Origin of the sequence: Plesiomonas sp. PI-19 (assembly GCF_021368255.1) — a bacterium.
In the GTDB taxonomy this organism is placed as follows: domain Bacteria; phylum Pseudomonadota; class Gammaproteobacteria; order Enterobacterales; family CAMTGL01; genus Plesiomonas; species Plesiomonas shigelloides.
The window spans coordinates 2,294,427-2,312,040 of the sequence record NZ_JAJNMQ010000001.1; the positions used below are offsets into that span (position 1 = coordinate 2,294,427).

General features: G+C 50.7%; 11 protein-coding genes and 1 pseudogene. All 12 read right to left on the reverse strand.

Annotation, left to right across the window (positions count from 1 at the left end):
• Positions 1–2: 2 nt before the first annotated feature.
• The 12 genes and pseudogenes from tssG to ygjK all read right to left on the reverse strand — a co-directional run bounded on the left by tssG (position 3) and on the right by ygjK (position 17,519).
• On the reverse strand, positions 3–1,001 hold the full coding sequence (gene tssG, locus LQ901_RS10185) for a type VI secretion system baseplate subunit TssG (protein WP_233672246.1): 999 nt from the start codon (positions 999–1,001) through the stop codon (positions 3–5).
• On the reverse strand, positions 965–2,737 hold the full coding sequence (tssF, locus tag LQ901_RS10190; protein ID WP_233672247.1) for a type VI secretion system baseplate subunit TssF: 1,773 nt from the start codon (positions 2,735–2,737) through the stop codon (positions 965–967). The genes tssG and tssF overlap by 37 nt, the downstream gene beginning before the upstream one ends.
• A 6-nt stretch (positions 2,738–2,743) precedes the next feature.
• Entirely contained in the window at positions 2,744–3,175 is a 432-nt protein-coding gene (gene tssE, locus LQ901_RS10195; RefSeq protein WP_010862307.1) for a type VI secretion system baseplate subunit TssE, read from the reverse strand.
• Positions 3,176–3,180: 5 nt separating this feature from the next.
• A complete protein-coding gene (gene tssC, locus LQ901_RS10200) occupies positions 3,181–4,659 on the reverse strand; it encodes a type VI secretion system contractile sheath large subunit (protein ID WP_064977334.1) in 1,479 nt (492 codons plus the stop codon).
• Positions 4,660–4,688: 29 nt separating this feature from the next.
• Complete coding sequence (gene tssB, locus LQ901_RS10205) at positions 4,689–5,192, reverse strand: type VI secretion system contractile sheath small subunit (RefSeq protein WP_036768596.1); 504 nt, start codon at positions 5,190–5,192, stop codon at positions 4,689–4,691.
• 676 nt (positions 5,193–5,868) lie between these two features.
• Entirely contained in the window at positions 5,869–8,463 is a 2,595-nt protein-coding gene (locus LQ901_RS10210) for a TRAP transporter permease (protein WP_152136157.1), read from the reverse strand.
• A gap of 94 nt (positions 8,464–8,557) precedes the next feature.
• Complete coding sequence (locus tag LQ901_RS10215; RefSeq protein ID WP_010862311.1) at positions 8,558–9,529, reverse strand: TAXI family TRAP transporter solute-binding subunit; 972 nt, start codon at positions 9,527–9,529, stop codon at positions 8,558–8,560.
• A gap of 492 nt (positions 9,530–10,021) precedes the next feature.
• Positions 10,022–10,834 (reverse strand): autotransporter outer membrane beta-barrel domain-containing protein, encoded by an 813-nt coding sequence (locus tag LQ901_RS16905; RefSeq protein WP_370635681.1) that lies wholly within the window; start codon positions 10,832–10,834, stop codon positions 10,022–10,024.
• A gap of 68 nt (positions 10,835–10,902) precedes the next feature.
• Positions 10,903–11,151 carry a pentapeptide repeat-containing protein gene (locus LQ901_RS16910; protein WP_370635682.1) on the reverse strand — a complete coding sequence of 83 codons (249 nt, stop codon included), beginning with the start codon at positions 11,149–11,151 and terminating at the stop codon, positions 10,903–10,905.
• 295 nt (positions 11,152–11,446) lie between these two features.
• A pseudogene (locus tag LQ901_RS16915) lies at positions 11,447–12,265 on the reverse strand (hypothetical protein); the annotation flags it as partial.
• Between the two features lie 160 nt (positions 12,266–12,425).
• Complete coding sequence (locus tag LQ901_RS10225; protein ID WP_233672249.1) at positions 12,426–14,477, reverse strand: autotransporter domain-containing protein; 2,052 nt, start codon at positions 14,475–14,477, stop codon at positions 12,426–12,428.
• Positions 14,478–15,032: 555 nt separating this feature from the next.
• Positions 15,033–17,519, reverse strand: a complete 2,487-nt coding sequence (ygjK, locus tag LQ901_RS10230; RefSeq protein ID WP_329618711.1) for an alpha-glucosidase — start codon at positions 17,517–17,519, stop codon at positions 15,033–15,035.
• Positions 17,520–17,614: the final 95 nt, after the last annotated feature.

The following is a 17,614-nucleotide window of genomic DNA, read 5'->3' on the forward strand; positions in this document are numbered from 1 at the left end:
ACTTACTCCTGCACACAAATCGTCACATACGGGTCAACCGGGGGTTGCCCTAAAAAACTGCTCCAGCCGAGCCGCCCACTTTGTTCATCACCGAGCCGTAAACCGCGCGCTTGCGCTTCGCCAAATCCCAAACGCAGATCCCACGCCAACTGATCACGCAAAATGAACGAGACAAAACGCACCAACGGCTGAAAATGTTCGCCATTGGGGAGGAAACTCAAAAATCGCTCAAAACTTAAGGCGTTAATGCGTAAAACAAACTTACCGGCACAATCGTTGACCTTATCGCCCAGCACCAACTCGCCGCCGAGTCGCACATTGGCGCGCCCTAAACGGTTTTGCTGTTCAGGATGGACAGCCACTTTGCGCGCCTGCCACGCCTCTAACACCACATCCTCAAGGTCAAAACAGTGCGAAACCAAACCGGCGACCACTTCCGGTGAACGGCTGGGGCTTGCCAGCATGCCGGCGTAAGACAGCATCTTGGCGCGATTGACCGGTAAGCTATCGCGCACCGCCTGATTGCCAAGGCCAACGAGCGCAAACATCAACCGCGAAAACCCATCACTGCCGTTATCTTGAAAACGCACGTGATAGCGGTACTTGCGCCAACCGCGGTGTAACAAGGTCAATAGGCGATGATGAAAAAAGTCCAGAAACAAGCCCAGTTTCGGCTCACCCTGTGCGTACTCCCATGCCAAATCATCCAAGTAATAACCGGGCATTGGCGATTGGCTGCCATGCAGCCCCAAAAACGCCACCTCCAACTGGTGGCGTCCCACCTGATCTTGCGAGACCTGCAACACATCGCTGGCCGGAAAACCGAGCGACGCAGCCGATTTAAACCGGATTTTTTCCTGTGCCGGTAAGCGATCGGTTTCCGCTTCCAGATCCATCTGCTCAAGGCAGCTCAACACCTCGACCAGCTGGAAAAAATTAAAACGAGGCGCGTCATCCTGCGCCATCACATCATGGAGTGCTGACCTATCTGCACCGGCCATCGGTAGCGCTCCTGGTTATCAAGGTTGACCACTTCCAGCAGGTGAAACGCATTCACGCTGGCATACAACGAAAAAAAGTGCGCCAACACGGTGCTGAACAAGTAAAGTTCGCCCTCACTGCCAAAGGCGCTTTGGCGAATCGACAGCACCGATTTCAACCCACGAACCGGCATGCCGCGCACCAGACGATCCACCGGAACGGTTTCAATCTGCTCGATACCTGCCAGACGCTTACGCGATGCCTGTTCCGCCTGCTTATCATGCAAGGCAGGAAAATCGTAGGTGCGCAAAATTTGCACCAAAGCATCACGGCGCAGCAGCGAAACATAATTCAGGGATAAGTTAGAAATCAGCGTCCAATGCAAGCTGCCATCCAACGCTGGGCGCAGTGGGCGCGTCGGGCGCAGTAAATTCTTGAACGTGGCAAATGACGGTGAGCTGCCCGTAGGCACACAAATCGCACCGACCGGTAACCGCGCCGCTTTGCCACGATTAGTGCAGGTCAACGAGACCGAGACCGACTCATCCAGCCCCAACATGGCCGTTTCATCGCCGCGCACAAAAGACAGCGCATGCTCAAATCCATCACCACTGACCGCTTCCCGCACTCGGATGCGGTAGTACAATGCCTGCCGACCTTTAGCCCGTTCAATCTGATGCTGGAAGCTCTCAAACGGGTGATATTGCCGCGTCGCGCCGCGAGCACGCCCAATGCCACCTTCAGCCCAGCTCTCCACTTTATCGACCGAAAAAATCTCGAAACTGTCCGCATAGCGATAGCTGGCTTTCAGCGGATATTCGGTCTGGCGGCCATGTAAATTAATCGGCTCACTGTCATGCTGAAATAAATTAATCGCGGGCACACAATTAAGCTGCAAGGAGTCTGGACGAATTTTTAATGCCGACGGCAAAGGCCGCTCAAAGCAAAAATGCAATTTAAATTCGGTCACCGCTAACGGCTGTTTTGGCCAATCCGCGCCCGCGCCTGAGAGCTCAAAGAACAGGAAGCTTTCTGGAAAACAGAAATACTCCTGCAAAATGCGGTAACCGGAGTAAACGTTACTTGGATAAGGCAACAGCGCATCATCACGCTCAAAACCCAGCGCCTTTAACACCGACGCCGATTGACGAAAACGCTGGCCATTGACCTCTAGCTCGATATAAGACAATTGCGCCGATAACCAGTAATACAGTTCATTGGCGGTATAGCTGTCACCGCCCAAATAAAAGCGCAATTTATCCAACTGTAATTCGGCTAAGGTCAGTGGACTGTGTAAATGAATTTCGGTGGTGATGGTGGATAAATCATTGCCGCTTTGCGCGCGAATATCGTGAATATCTGCCGGATAAATCCAGGCATCATGGCAAGTTTGAAAATGGCACGTCACCCCATCAACCGGCAAGCTGTCTAAACGACAACCGCGTGCAACCGGAGCCGATTGCACAATCGCGCCTGGGATCACCGAAAATTGCATGACCGTCATGCTAGGTACTGGCCGCAAATAATTAGGCCACAGCATACCCAGCAAACCGTGGGTTAATTCTGGGAATTCATCTTCAATTTTGGCGCGCAGACTACCGGTTAAAAAGGCAAAGCCTTCCAACAGGCGCTCGACATCCGGATCTGTAGTTTGTTCGGAAAGAAAACGCGTCAGCTCCGGATAAGCGTCAGCAAATTCACGGCCTTGCAGACGCAAATACGCCAATTCATCCCTGAAATAATTGTCCAGCGGCATCAGTAATTACACCATTCGATAGTGACGATGGTTATCCATATGAATATTGAAGGAGGTCACCTGCTCGATATTCTCCAACCGAACATGTGCTGTGACTTGAAATGACATTTCCAACGGGTTCATTAATGAGTCCGCTGACTGAACATCCACATGCACTATTCGGGGCTCATACCGGCGGATACATTGCCGGATCGCTTCCCTGATCCGTCCACGAATATCTGCACTGCCTTGTGTCGCATCATTCAAATCAATGACGCCTAATTCAGGGGCACTGCGGCAACTGCCAGGACGGGTATTGAGGACACAATCGAGTTGTTTTTTAACCGATACAATCAGTGTCTCAAGTTCTTTATCCGGAGAGACAGTGACTGTCTCTCCGCGAATGCGATCGAACAGGCTGGCCGTACTCCCTCTATCCCACGAGGTGAGTGACGGCATAAACCTTATTCCTTATCTAGACGACCCACGAGAGACAGTTCAAAACTGGCGCCCATATATTTAAAGTGTGGGCGTACTGACATCGCTACCTGATACCAGCCCGGTTCACCTTCCACATCCAGCACTTTAATTTGTGCCGCGCGCAGTGGACGACGGCTACGAACATCGGCAGGCGGGTTTTCCTGATCCGCTACGTACTGCTTAATCCAGCCATTCAGTTCACGCTCCAGATCCTGACGCTCTTTCCAAGAGCCGATCTGCTCGCGCTGCAACACTTTGATGTAATGCGCCAAGCGGTTGATGATGAACATGTAAGGCAGCTGCGTACCCAGCTTGTAGTTGGTTTCCGCTTCTTTACCTTCTTTGGTATTTGGGAAGACCTTCGGCTTTTGTACCGAATTGGCTGAGAAGAATGCCGCATTATCACTGTCTTTACGCATGGTCAGGGTGATAAAGCCCTCTTCCGCCATCTCGTATTCACGGCGATCGGTGATCAGCACTTCAGTTGGGATCTTCGCCTGCAGCTGTCCCATCGCTTCGTACACGTGTACCGGCAAATCGGTTACCGCACCACCGCTTTGTGGGCCGATAATGTTCGGGCACCAACGGTACTTGGCGAAACTGTCATTCAACGCCGAACCCATCAGATAAGCAGTATTACCCCACAGGTAGTGGTCGTGATCCGCGCTGATATCTTCTTTGTAGTTGAAAGTTTTGATTGGGTTTTCAACCGGATCGTACGGCAGACGCGCCAAGAAACGCGGTGCGGTCAGACCCAGATAGCGTGCATCTTCGGACTCACGCAGTGAGCGCCACTTGGTGTAAGCCGGACCTTCAAATACCGATTTCAGATCTTTGATGGATGGCAGATCAGTAAAACTATCAACCCCAAAGAAAGTCGGGGCTACGGAAGAGATAAACGGAGCATGCGCCATGGCGCCAACGGCACTAACATACTGCATCAGTTTGATATCTGGTGAGCTTTGGCTAAAGGCGTAATCACCGATCACCGCCCCCACCGGTTGACCACCAAATTGGCCATAACCACTGGAGTAAACATGTTTGTAAAAACCGGACTGGGTAATTTCTGGTGCAAACTCAAAATCATCCAGCAACTCTTCTTTAGTGGCATGCAAGACTTGGATTTTGATGTTTTCACGAAAATCGGTACGATCCACCAACAGCTTCAAGGAGCGCCAAGAAGATTCCAGCTCTTTCAGTGGCTGAGCATGTAAAATGACATCCATCTGCTTGCTGAGTTTTTTATCTAACTCAACAATCATGCTATCCACCAGCGCTTTATTCACTGGCTCAGCGGTGTTGCCGCTATCCAGAATATTGGCCACCAACGCAGCAATACCCTGCTTAGCAACACTGTATCCCTCGTCTACCGGTGTAATTCTGGCTTGCGCCATAATTTCATCCAGCAACGAACCTGAAGAGGCCTGCACCCCGGCTTTAACTTGTTCTTCAACCACAGACATGTTTCGCTCTCTCTTCCTTTCTTATCCGATTATTCCGCCGGAGCAACCAGATCTAATTCCTTCAGTAATTGTTCGCGCGCTTCATCGCTGGATAATAAATCCTGCAAACGATTTCTAAACGCCGGAATATTTCCCAATGGACCTTTCAGAGCTACCAGCGCTTCACGCAATTCCAGCAGTTTTTGCAATTCGGGAACTTGGTTAGCAATACTGTCTGGCGCAAAATCGGCCATAGAGGCAAACTGCAATTTCACTGGTAATTCATCTTGGCTCCCCTCTTCCAGACGATTTTGCACGCTGAAATTAAGTTCCAAACCCGACTCTTTCATCACGGAAGAGAAGTTATTTTTATCGATGGAAACGGTCTGCCGCTCTTCAATCGGTGTATCTTCGACGCGACCTTTCATATTACCGATAACCATCATTGTCATTGGTAATTCGATTTCGGCCTGCTGACCACCTGTGGCGGGAACATATTTAATATTGATACGTTCTTTTGGCGCAACGCTCACGCCAGTAATTCCTTTACCCATATTCCAGATACCAAGGTTAGAAGGCCAAACAGGCCTAGATGAGGAAATATCAGATATACCGCTAACTGCAGGATCTACAGACGGTATTACAACGAAGCAAAGACAGGTTTACTCGCGACTACACGGTTGAGAAGCAGATAATGCTAGAAATCTCATCCATCTGATTTGTCTGAGTAATATACGTGGAAAATCTACCCTGTCAATTAAACGCAACTACATGCTTACTTACAAATCACACTAATTGTGAAATGCATCCCACTGCGAGTAATTGCATATAAAAATAATTTAAATTTTTTTAGAGAGGGTCGTCTTTTTGGGCTAGGTTTAAAAGCAGGCACTAATATAATCACAAATAACATATGGGAATAGGGATAAATAAATCTATAACAAAATGGAATTATTAGTATTTTAGCATTCCATTAAATTCGCCCATCTCATATTAAAATAAATACAAAACTAAACGAATGTTAAACAAAACCATTAATTAGTCAGATAACTCTCGCAAACCATTACCTATTTAGCGTAGATGACGTTCAGCATCAGTGACAATTGGCATGATTGAATAGAAGTTCCAACGAGCACATAAGAAGATTCTAATTTAACGTTGTTCTTATCAAAAAAAAGCAGCCCTATGGCTGCTTTTTTAGTGGATATACGCACTAATATTTTATGATAGCTATTGCTGCGCTCGCGCTAAAGGCGCCGTGGCAGTCGGCGGTAAACGGCGACGCTGCCACCACACAATTAATCCAAAGAGCATAAAGCCTGGGATCCAGATAATTTCTTTACGCCAGCGATCGGTAGGCGCTTTCACGCCAATAATCTGCTGATCAAACTCCAATCCCAATTCAGCGGCTGTACTGCCAAAGGTGACATTATCAATGAGTGTCTTACCATCTTGCTCATACAGCGCGATCCCGAGCTTTTGTAAGCGCTCTTCACCACTTTCGCCTGCAGGTACCGGTAGCAAGACAGTAAAGCGGCGAGTTTTCCCTACCGCATCTGGCCCTTCTACTCGCAAGCGCAAATTGCTGTCCTCTTCCACATCACCCAACGCCTGTACTAGCTGCGCAGGCTCTATCTGACGATAAGGGTCATGGATCCTGTCCATCCAAAATCCTGGGCGGAACAAGGTAAAGGCCACCAACAGCAGCAATAAGCTCTCATACCAGCGGCTTTTGACGAGGAAATAGCCCTGCGTTGCCGCAGCAAAAATCAACATGGCAACTGTTGCGACCGCAAAGATCAGTACCCCGTGGGCAAAATCCACGTTGATCAGCAACAGATCGGTGTTGAAGATAAACAAGAACGGCAACGCCGCGGTTCGCAAGCTGTAATAAAACGCGGTGATCCCAGTTTTAATCGGATCGCCTTTGGAGACCGCCGCAGCGGCAAACGAGGCCAAACCGACTGGCGGCGTCACATCCGCCATGATCCCGAAGTAAAACACAAACAGGTGCACGGCAATCAGCGGGACGATCAGGCCATTTTGCTGACCCAGCGTGACAATCACCGGCGCCAGCAAGCTGGACACCACGATGTAGTTCGCGGTGGTCGGCAAGCCCATCCCTAAGATCAAACTGAGCAAGGCGGTCAAGAGCAGCATCAGCAACAAGTTGCCCATCGACAGGTATTCCACCAGATCGGCCAAGACCAAGCCGACCCCGGTCTGGGAAACCGCGCCAACGATAATACCGGCTGTGGCGGTAGCAATACCGATCCCTATCATGTTACGTGCGCCAGCAATCAGCCCTTCACGCAAGTCCACCACACCATCATTGAACGAACCATAATCATGGCGCCCATCGGTGCGCAGCCAGTTCAGCAGCGGGCGTTGAGTCAACAAAATCACGACCAACATGACAGTGCCCCAAAACGCCGACAAACCCGGCGATAGGCGCTCGACCATCAAACACCAGACCAGCACCACCACCGGTAACAGAAAATGCAAGCCCGACAGCAACACCGAACGCGTCTGCGGCAGGCGCTCCAGTGGCGCATCAGGGTCTTCTGGTGGCAGCGGCTCATTGCTGGCCGCCACTTTCAGCAACCCCAGATAAGACAGCGCCAGCAAAACCCCAATCCCCGGCAGCGCATAATCACCCAGCATCGGCTTAAGCCAGCCAAGGCCATAGTACACGGCCAGCGACACACCACAGACCAACGCCGCGCCAAAGGCAAAGCCGGTCAAACGTTGTAACCAAGGGCGCGGTTGTACATTACCGATCGGCTGCATGCCGAGCTTCAGTGCTTCCAAATGCACGATATAGAGCAGCGCGATATAGGAAATTGCCGCGGGTAAAAACGCATGCTTGATGATCTCGACATACGGAATGCCGACATACTCCACCATCAAAAAGGCGGCCGCGCCCATCACCGGCGGCATGATTTGCCCGTTCACTGAGGAGGCCACTTCCACCGCGCCGGCCTTTTCCTTGGAAAAGCCCACCCGCTTCATCATCGGGATGGTAAAGGTACCGGTAGTCACTACGTTGGCGATGGATGAGCCGGAAATTACCCCTGTCAGGGCCGACGCAACCACGGCCGCTTTAGCTGGCCCACCACGCAGGTGCCCCAACATACTAAAGGCCAGTTGGATAAAGTAGTGCCCAGCTCCAGCACGCTCTAAAAGCGCGCCAAACAGCACAAACAAAAAGACAAAACTGGTCGACACACCAAGGGCAATACCAAATACCCCTTCAGTAGTGATCCACTGGTGATTGGCCAACGCCATCAAACTGACGCCGCGATGCGCCAGTAAACCCGGCATCCAAGGGCCGGCCAAGCTATAGCCTAAAAAGACAATCGCAATCACCGCTAACGCGGGGCCTAATGCGCGGCGTGCGGCTTCCAGCAGCAACGGAATACCCAGACAAGCCACGGCAAAATCTAACGTTGTTAGATTGCCCGGTCGCTGGGCTAAAAACTCATAGGCTAAAAATAGATAGGCGGCGCAGCCAGCTCCGGCCAATCCCAGTAGGATATCGCCGATAGGCACGCGATCGCGCGGCGAGGAGCGCAAGGCCGGGAAAACCAAGTAAGCAAGCAAAATGGCAAACGCCAGATGGATGGAGCGCGCTTCGGTATCATTCAGCACCCCGATGCCTAAAACAAATGGCAATGGTGAGGCGATCCAGAGCTGAAACAATGACCAAAGCAGTGCCAGCATGGCAATCACTTTGCTCATCGCGCCCAATGGCAGACGGGCGCCGACATCCTGAGCAATCAGATCTTCTGCTGATTGCAGTTCTTGTTGTGGTGTGTGTTGCATGGGGATGACTCCGTTGATACTACACAAACAGACCGGCTCTCTAACAAGCCGGCCTGCCTTATTGCGTAACGTGCGGCATAATCAGTGGCACTGATTACATCCAGCCACGCTCTTTGTAGTAACGCTCAGCCCCTTCGTGCAGCGGCGCTGACAGCCCCACTTTGATCATGTCGGTTTCTTGCAAATCAGCAAACGCTGGGTGCAGACGCTTAAAGCGCGCTAAATTGTCAAACACTGACTTGGTGAGTTGATACACCACTTCAGGATCGGTATTGGCACTGGTCGACAGCACCGCTTTGCCGCCAATCGATGGCGTTGGCTGCGGGTTGCCTTTATACAATCCACCCGGGATCTCAGCTTTGGTGTAATAGCTCTTCTCGGCTAACAGTTTATCGATTTCAGGTCCGGTGACTGGCACCAGCACCGCATCGGTGGTGGTCGAGGCTTCTTGAATAGCACCGTTTGGATGACCGACAAAATAGCTCATGGCATCGATATTATTGTCACCCAACGCGGAAGCCTGCTCGGCCGGTTTCAACTCCGAAACCAGACGAAATGCCGACTTATCCCAACCTTTAACGCCCATGATCTCTTCAAAGGTATCACGCTGACCCGAGCCCGGATTACCGATATTCACGCGCTTATTTTTCAGCTCATCAAAGCCACCAATGGCCGCATCTTTACGTGCCAAGATGGTGAAAATTTCGCTTTGCAGCGAGAATACCGCCCGCATATCGTCCATCGCACCTTGCGCTTTGAATGGCTCTAAGCCTTTCATCGCTTTGTACTGGTGATCAGATTGCATGATACCGAAATTAAATTCGCCACTGCGGATCCCGTTAACGTTAGCCACGCCACCACCGCTGGCCGGAGCGTTACATTTGATCTCGTGCTGCGACGCGCCCTGATTAAGAAAACGACAGATAGACTGGCCTGCCACGTAATACACCCCGGTTTGCCCACCGGTACCAATAGTGACAAAACGCTCAGCCGCTTGCGTGGCCGGTACAGATAAGGTTCCAAATAAAGCAGCAGAAATGGCACATGCCAGGGTTAATCCCTTCATCAATTAATCCTTTTTATCGTCATCAGAAGAGTGCCATCGTCCCCTCACGGGGAGATAACGTGGGTAGGTGCAATGTCTTCACGGCAAGAAGACGAATGACGGGGCGTCAACAATCAAGTGGAGGAAAGTTACATCCCATCACAAAAACACACATTCTGAAAATAACCCGAAACAGGCAGGTCAAGGCAAACACTAATCGTGATTCTGGCCGATATTCATCGATTTTTTTGAAGGGGATCAACTTAAAACAACGATTGTTTACGCAGAAATTATCTGGATGTTTATTCTGATAACCAAGTTTGTAACATTATTTTATGTTTTGTCAGACCAGAGAGGGAAGATTTGCTCAGCAAACCACGCAACAGCAAGCGCGCGCTCAGTTGCATATCGGTGAGATGCTAATCATAAAAACTAAACAGCAATAGGCACTGCCACTCGCAGTGCCTATTACGGCGCATTATCGCTAGTTAACGGATATGGAACGCTGCCCTATCAGAACGCAATTCGGTAGGTCAAACCTACATTGCCTTCCCCACTGCCAAAACCGATATCTTGGTAACCCGCAGAGAGACTCACCGCCTGATGTTTATCCGCAGCAAAGGTATAACTCGCCTCGACGTGCGGCATGACATCATCCACATCCGGCACTTGGTATTGGCTTGCTAGACCGGCAAAACCACCGAGCACACTGGCGACTGCACGGCTGTTGTGTTGCTTGATATTTTTCTCGACGCTGATATCCAAGCCCAGTGAAGAGCGCGCGCTGACCTGCCACTGCGTGGCTACCCCAAGAGCAGCTGAGGTGACTTTGCTACGTAGCCCCTCAAAGTGAGCCGCAAAGACGGAATTGTCAGTTTCGTCATAACCATTCCAACGCAAGGAGTGGTAACCCAAAGCAAGATACGGGGTCAGTTGTACATGGGCGTACGGTGTGAAGGTATAACCGCCACTGAGATTAAAATCATAGGCACGGGTGCGTGTATGGCCATAACCGATTTCGCGGGCATCGCCATTGTGGTAGGCCCGTTCAATATCCATCCCCGCATCCAGTAAAGTGACACCAGCATAGGCTTTCCATCCTGCTTCGCCCGCATTACCGTAGCCGGTAAACAGAGTAAAGGCCGGTGCTTGCTGCGTAATACGGCCACCGTTGGCATCTTTAATGTGCATATCCGCAGCCATGGCCGATAACCCTAAGCGCCACTGTGGATAAAATTGGTAGGCGACGGTCAGACTCGCGGCCGGCACCCGATATTGCACCTCTCCACCACGAAAACGTAAATCAGCCTGCGCTTTGACGCACATCCCATCGGCGCCAAAACTGGCGCAATCGGCCTGTGACGCGGCCACATCCAGTAACTGACGCTGCACCTCTAAATTACGTTGTACAAAGTACAAGGAGGACACCACCTGCCGCGTTTCGACGATACCACTGGCGTGATAACCCGGCTTAACCACATGGTGATCACTAGGATGCTCAGGCTCTGGTTTTGGCTGCTCTGGCTTAGGTTGCTCTGGTTTAGGTTGCTCTGGCTTAGGCTGCTCTGGCTTAGGCTGCTCTGGCTTAGGCTGCTCTGGTTTAGGTAATTCGGGATCAGGTTTGGGGCTTGAAGGATTAACATCAGCAGGATCTTTTAACTCTATCAAATGAGCTACATAACCGTGACCATTCGTTAGTTGCCCAGCGATAGTCTGACTATCCGCAGAAATCGCATTAACCGACTTCACCGACATACTATTCGCTTGCACATGCGCATATTTTAGCCACTCATTAACCGAGTACATCCCGGCCCCTTCTTTCCATATAAAGCCGGTACGTTGTGTGTCGCTATCAGCTGACCCCACGATCACTTTACCAGTCGCACTAATATCTTGCGCTGAACTGTAACCTCTATTATCCGTACGTAATGTTCCTAAATCTTTAATCTGATTATCTTCCCAGTAGACAGCACGATTCTCATTCTTTGCGTTAATAGATGAACCAATAATTCGTCCTGTATCGCTAATACCCTTTGCCTGTGAAGTTCCACTCAATGACGGTAATTCAACTATGCCCGTTTTTGCAGTCCAACGAAAACCTTGAGTCATTCCAGCATCATTAGTACTACTTCCCACAATCACTGAACCATCATGATTAGCGGCTATCGCATTAGAAAACTGACTAGAAGAGTGATTAAGCGAACCTAAATCATGAATAGTATTAGCTGCACGATCCCAATATACGGCGTGTTCATTGTTATGCTGATCGGACGCAGTACCCACGACGATACTTCCGTCCGCGCTAATGCCATTTGCATAATAATCAGCACCGGGAGCCAGAGGCGTTAAATAAGTTAATTTTGATGCATCTGTCCACAAAACTCCCTGCATTAATGATGAGTTCTCAGGCATAACATAACCAACAATATACCTTCCATCACTACTGACTCCCTGAGCATTACTCATCCCCTCTGTTTGAGCAAAAGGGATAGGTAAAGCAATAAGCCCGTGAGATACGGTCCAAGCACCTGCTTGATTATTATTGGCTGGCGTCGCAATGAATCCGACCGCAATGTTTCCTGACGACGATAATGCCAACATATCTGAATAGGGATTTCCGCCTAGATCCACGATCCCATCGTTATCAAAATTATTTAATAAACCATCACTCCCTGATGATGGTCTTGCGGCAAAAGCACTGATACTCAATGATAATGCAGCAAAACCGGTCAGCATATACATCACATTAATTTTCATTTTAATAATCTCTGTGTATTTTTTTGCAGCTAAAAAACACCATTCATTTCTATTTTTATGTTGCAAGGTTTACTCTGTATGAAAATCCACGTTCAATACCAATACAGTAAAAACTGAATCGTCAGCTTTTCATCCATCAGAGCAGCTATTGCCTAACAACCTAAAATGCCACGCGATAAGTCAAGCCCGCATTGCCTTCCCCACTGCCAAAACCGATATCTTGGTAACCCGCAGAGAGGCTCACCGCCTGATGTTTATCCGCAGCAAAGGTATAACTCGCCTCGACGTGCGGCATGACATCATCCACATCCGGCACTTGGTATTGGCTTGCTAGACCGGCAAAACCACCGAGCACACTGGCAACTGCACGGCTGTTGTGTTGCTTGATATTTTTCTCGACGCTGATATCCAAGCCCAGTGAAGAGCGCGCGCTGACCTGCCACTGCGTGGCAACCCCAAGAGCAGCCGAGGTGACTTTGCTACGCAGCCCATCAAAGTGAGCCGCAAAGACGGAATTGTCAGCTTCGTCATAACCATTCCAACGCAAGGAGTGGTAACCCAAAGCAAGATACGGGGTCAGTTGTACATGGGCGTACGGTGTGAAGGTATAACCGCCACTGAGATTAAAATCATAGGCACGGGTGCGTGTATGGCCATAACCGATTTCGCGGGCATCGCCATTGTGGTAGGCCCGTTCAATATCCATCCCCGCATCCAGTAAAGTGACACCAGCATAGGCTTTCCATCCTGCTTCGCCCGCATTACCGTAGCCGGTAAACAGAGTAAAGGCCGATGCTTGCTGCGTAATACGGCCACCGTTGGCATCTTTAATGTGCATATCCGCAGCCATGGCCGATAACCCTAAGCGCCACTGTGGGTAAAATTGGTAGGCAACGGTCAGACTAGCGGCCGGCACCCGATATTGCACCTCACCACCACGAAAACGTAAATCGGCCTGCGCTTTGACGCACATCCCATCGGCACCAAAACTGGCGCAATCGGCCTGTGACGCGGCCACATCCAGTAACTGGCGCTGTACCTCTAAATTACGTTGTACAAAGTACAAGGAGGACACCACCTGCCGCGTTTCGACGATACCACTAGCGTGATAACCCGGCTTAACCACATGGTGATCACTAGGATGCTCAGGCTCTGGTTTAGGCTGCTCTGGTTTTACAGGTCCAGTTTCAGGATGCGCCGGATTCACCACCGCCGGTGCATTAAGGGCAATGAGATGTGCCACATAACCATCCCCATTCATCAATTGCCCCGCGATAGTTGTGCCATCAGCAGAAATCGCATTAACGCTGCGCACCGGCATTCCCTCGGCCTGAACATGGGCATGCTTGAGCCAATCAGCCACCGAGAACATCCCCGCGCCTTCTTTCCAGATAAAGCCGGTTGTGCCTTGGGCGGTATTGGCCTCCCCCACAATTAATGTTCCATTTGGCGTAATGGCTTTTGCTTGGCTTTGGCCGGAATTATCCGATTTTAATGTACCCAAATCATGCACGGTGGCGTTGTCCCAATACACGGCCCGCTTTTCACCACTGCCATTGATAGAATCCCCGATGATACGCCCAGTATTACTGATCCCGTTGGCTTGCGATGCTCCTCCTAAGCTGGGTAAAGCCACCATCCCGGTATTTTTTGCCCAGCGAAATGCTCGAAAAGTGCCATCGGTGGTATTGGTTACGCCGACAATAATGGTCCCATCTTGGTTGAGCGCGAGGGCATTGGAAAAATCTTGCCCAGCAGCACTATTGAGTGACCCCAAATCATGAATAGCGGACGTTTCACGTTCCCAATACACCGCATGTAAGGTGGCGTCAGCGGTTGTACTAGCGCCGGCAATAATGGCACCGTCACCGCTAATCGCATTGGCCGTCGAACCGGTCAGTTGTGGGTTTAATGTGGGTAAAACACTGACTTGGTGTGGGCCGAGCCACATGACGGCTTGGCTGACCGACCCGGAGGTAGTCGACGGATTATAATCGACAAAACCCACGATATATTGCCCATCATTACTGATGGCTGACGCTCGACTGATCCCACCGCGTAATGCATAGGGAACCGGTAATAAGGAAATTCCCTGTGTCGCACTCCATAAAAACGCTTGTGAACCTTGCGATAAAGTCATTCCCCCCACCGCAAATTGCCCCGATGGCGTCATGGCGACAACCGACGCCCCCAATTGGCCACCAATATCCACGATCCCTTGCTGTCGATATTGTGCCAGTAAATCTGAATTATTATTTATCGACGCAGCGTGTGCATGTGGGAGTGAAAGTATGCCCACCGCATTTAATAGCGCGCATATTACGTGCTTCTTGCATACCAGACTAGCCATGTTGTCATTCTCTTGATTATTTTATCCGACTTAAAGTGCCGGCTTTTATATCGCGCACGGAAATATTGCTCCGCACTGATATCCAATGGACAAAAAAGATGCATGACAATCTTGGCTTAAAAGTGATTAATTGCGGTGTCCCCTTGTAAGCAGGTATTTAGGTAAAATATCTACCGGTATAAGGCAAAGAGACACCATCACTAAACATATTGAAAATAAAGGAAATAAAAAATAACCGAGAGCTAACGCGGAAAAATATCATCCGCAATAAATATATTTAAACTCATAAAACTTACGTTTTGCAATAATCCTAACCTCAACTATTAAAACGCAAAACAAATCCATACGTACCGGCAGATAAATAAAAAGGCCGGATGCACAAGCAACCGGCCTTTTATTTACTGTTTAGCGTTATCGTTACGACTTTTTATCCGCACTGAAAAAGCCGTGATACAGCATATACAAGTGCGCTGAGCTCCAAGAGAAGTTCGGTGCGCCTTGCTGAGCGCCGGTTTCTGGGTTGTAGTTCTCACGGATCGGGCCATCTTGCGTCAGGCCATTGGCATTACGGAACAGCTTATTCGCCAGCTCCACCGCCTGAGCACGATAACCGTACTGCTCCATCCCTTTTACCCCAAAATAGAACTGATCCAGCCACACGCGGCCACGCCAGTAGATATCCGAGCCATAGGCTGGGTTGGTTAACGCCGCCGTACCCAGTGGGATCAGGGTGTTAAACTCTTTCGGATCCAGCATCACTTTGACCACCGCATCAGCATTCGCTTGTGTTGCGGCGCCATTAAACAGTGGAGACCACCCTTCAGGCCCTTTGCCGCGCTTATACAGCGGCTCACCGGCGCATCCGTTAGCCAACGGTTTATCTGCAATTTCGATATCGTAGAAATAACCGCTCGGCGCATGGAACATACACGTATTGATGTACTCGGCCGTTTTCTCAGCACGGCTGCGGAAAGCTTTAGCTTCCTCAGGCTTACCTAAAATCTCGGCCATTTGTGCCAGATAGTGATTATCGCTGTACCAGTACGAGGCTTGGTCGACCGACTCTTGCAGCAGGGAATAGCCTTTCAGCTGACCGGTTTTCGGATCGCGACTTTCAGCAAAACGGACCTGCCAGTCGCCGGCGCTGCCGCCATTGGCCACGTAACGCGCTAACTGATCTTCATCGATAAAGCCAAACACGGCGGCATCATCACGCCCCGATTCCCAAGAAGCCGCGGTTTGCGCCGGAATAGTCAGCGACTGATAAGGCTTACCGGAGTCGAGCAGCGCGTTATAAGCCTCAATGCCGGTCATCTCCTGCTTTTTGCCATCGGCATAAGTGACGCTAAACAGCATCTTGCCATCGGCAGTGTTGTGCGCCACGTCAGTTGCCGCGCCGTACTCTGGGATGCCGTTGTCATTGGTATCACGAGCGCGCAGCCACCAGTCATGATAAGCCACCAGCTTCGGATACATCTCATCCAGCCACGCTTTGGCTTCTTGCTCACGCTGATGCTCATTGTTCAGCGCGTTATACACTTCCCAGACCGCCCATGCTGCCAATGAGGGCTTGGTGTTACGCTCATTCCAGTTACCACCATCAGCATCTGGCTGACCGGAGGCTTTACCGCGCTCTGGGCTCATGTTGTAGCCAATCACATCAATCACGTAACCGGCATCGTACGGGCGGATCGGATCATCGGCCTGAATTTGGCGCGAGAACACGGCACGGATATTGGACATCGCCACATCTGGATTAAAGTGTGCCATGGCGTAAGCTTGCTTCCATGAGTCCCACGGCCACGTCAGGTTGCCGGAGAACCAACGTGAAGTCACCGATGGCGTTACGGTATCAAATGCCACCGCACCAGCGGCACTACGCCAGTTACCGTTGAGGGTTTCAATCGCTTTTACCGCAACGCGCTGCTGTTCGGTGCTGGTATTCGGATTGGTCAGCCCACGCTGTAAATACTCATCCCAGCGCGTAACGGAAGCTTGCATCACTGCCTGTGGGTTAGCCAGAATTTCTTTCACTCGCGCCCGCTCTTGACGCGCCTCATCGGCGGTCAGCACATGGCTGTAGGTGGTATAAAACACGGTCGAGCCGGTGATCTCGGCCTGCGCGCGATAGCTATCGGCGCTAATTTGGGTCTGATGCGGTAACGAGCGAGTTAGCATAAACGCACTCTCACCCGAGGTGAGCAAGGCGTTCGGATCGCGTACACGGCCAAAATCGACCTGTACGCCATTCTCGGTGGTACTGAGGGTGCGCTGATAAGTCGGATAGGCTTCGGCTAACATCAGCTTATCCCCTTTCGGTTGGCCATTTTCGCCGTAATGCGCCTGCATCAATTGGCCTTGCCACTTCAGCGTCAGCGGCGCATTGGTGGTAATGCGGGTTTCCATCAGCGAGGTGCGATTCGAGGCAAAGCGCAGGGTCAGCGTCACGGTCACGCCATCGTCAGAGGTCAGCTCTTGCACCAGTGCGCCCGGGATGCTGTAAGCCTGCATCGCAAACGTCACGGGCTTGCCATTTTTCCACACCGACAGCTGATCAAACTGATCCGCCATGTAATTCATGTACTCTTCGGTCACCAACGCAGGCCCAGGAAAACCACCGGCCTCTGCAGCGGATGCCGGTAACAGGTGACCATGCCACGCCCCGAGGTCAAACAGTGGGTTATAGCGCATGTGGCCCTTTGAGGCAGTATCGCGCATAAACATCGGCTTACCGGTGCGATCAATGACATTGCGAAATTGCGGCGCTGACCACTGAGAGGGTTGCGTAGTCGCCGCTGGCGTAGCGTCTTGCGTAGACGCAGCAGGCGCAGCAGGCGCAGCCACAGACATAGCGGGCATTAACAACGCGGCACTGACCGCCACGGCACACAGATGTTTTTTCATGATTTACGACTTCCCTTATGTACAGCACATCAAACGGGTTTTATTTTTCGCGCAAAAATAAAACAGCTCTTCGCATTTTGCTTGTGCCTTTCCGG

What these genes read in the sequence shown, in the direction of transcription:
- tssC (WP_064977334.1), bottom strand. Translation starts at nt 4,659, where the DNA reads ATGTCTGTGGTTGAAGAACAAGTTAAAGCCGGGGTGCAGGCCTCTTCA.
- tssE (WP_010862307.1), bottom strand. Translation starts at nt 3,175, where the DNA reads ATGCCGTCACTCACCTCGTGGGATAGAGGGAGTACGGCCAGCCTGTTC.
- tssG (WP_233672246.1), bottom strand. Translation starts at nt 1,001, where the DNA reads ATGGCCGGTGCAGATAGGTCAGCACTCCATGATGTGATGGCGCAGGAT.
- tssB (WP_036768596.1), bottom strand. Translation starts at nt 5,192, where the DNA reads ATGGGTAAAGGAATTACTGGCGTGAGCGTTGCGCCAAAAGAACGTATC.
- LQ901_RS16905 (WP_370635681.1), bottom strand. Translation starts at nt 10,834, where the DNA reads ATGTGCGTCAAAGCGCAGGCTGATTTACGTTTTCGTGGTGGAGAGGTG.
- LQ901_RS10210 (WP_152136157.1), bottom strand. Translation starts at nt 8,463, where the DNA reads ATGCAACACACACCACAACAAGAACTGCAATCAGCAGAAGATCTGATT.
- tssF (WP_233672247.1), bottom strand. Translation starts at nt 2,737, where the DNA reads ATGCCGCTGGACAATTATTTCAGGGATGAATTGGCGTATTTGCGTCTG.
- LQ901_RS16910 (WP_370635682.1), bottom strand. Translation starts at nt 11,151, where the DNA reads ATGTTAATCCTTCAAGCCCCAAACCTGATCCCGAATTACCTAAACCAG.
- LQ901_RS10215 (WP_010862311.1), bottom strand. Translation starts at nt 9,529, where the DNA reads ATGAAGGGATTAACCCTGGCATGTGCCATTTCTGCTGCTTTATTTGGA.
- ygjK (WP_329618711.1), bottom strand. Translation starts at nt 17,519, where the DNA reads ATGAAAAAACATCTGTGTGCCGTGGCGGTCAGTGCCGCGTTGTTAATG.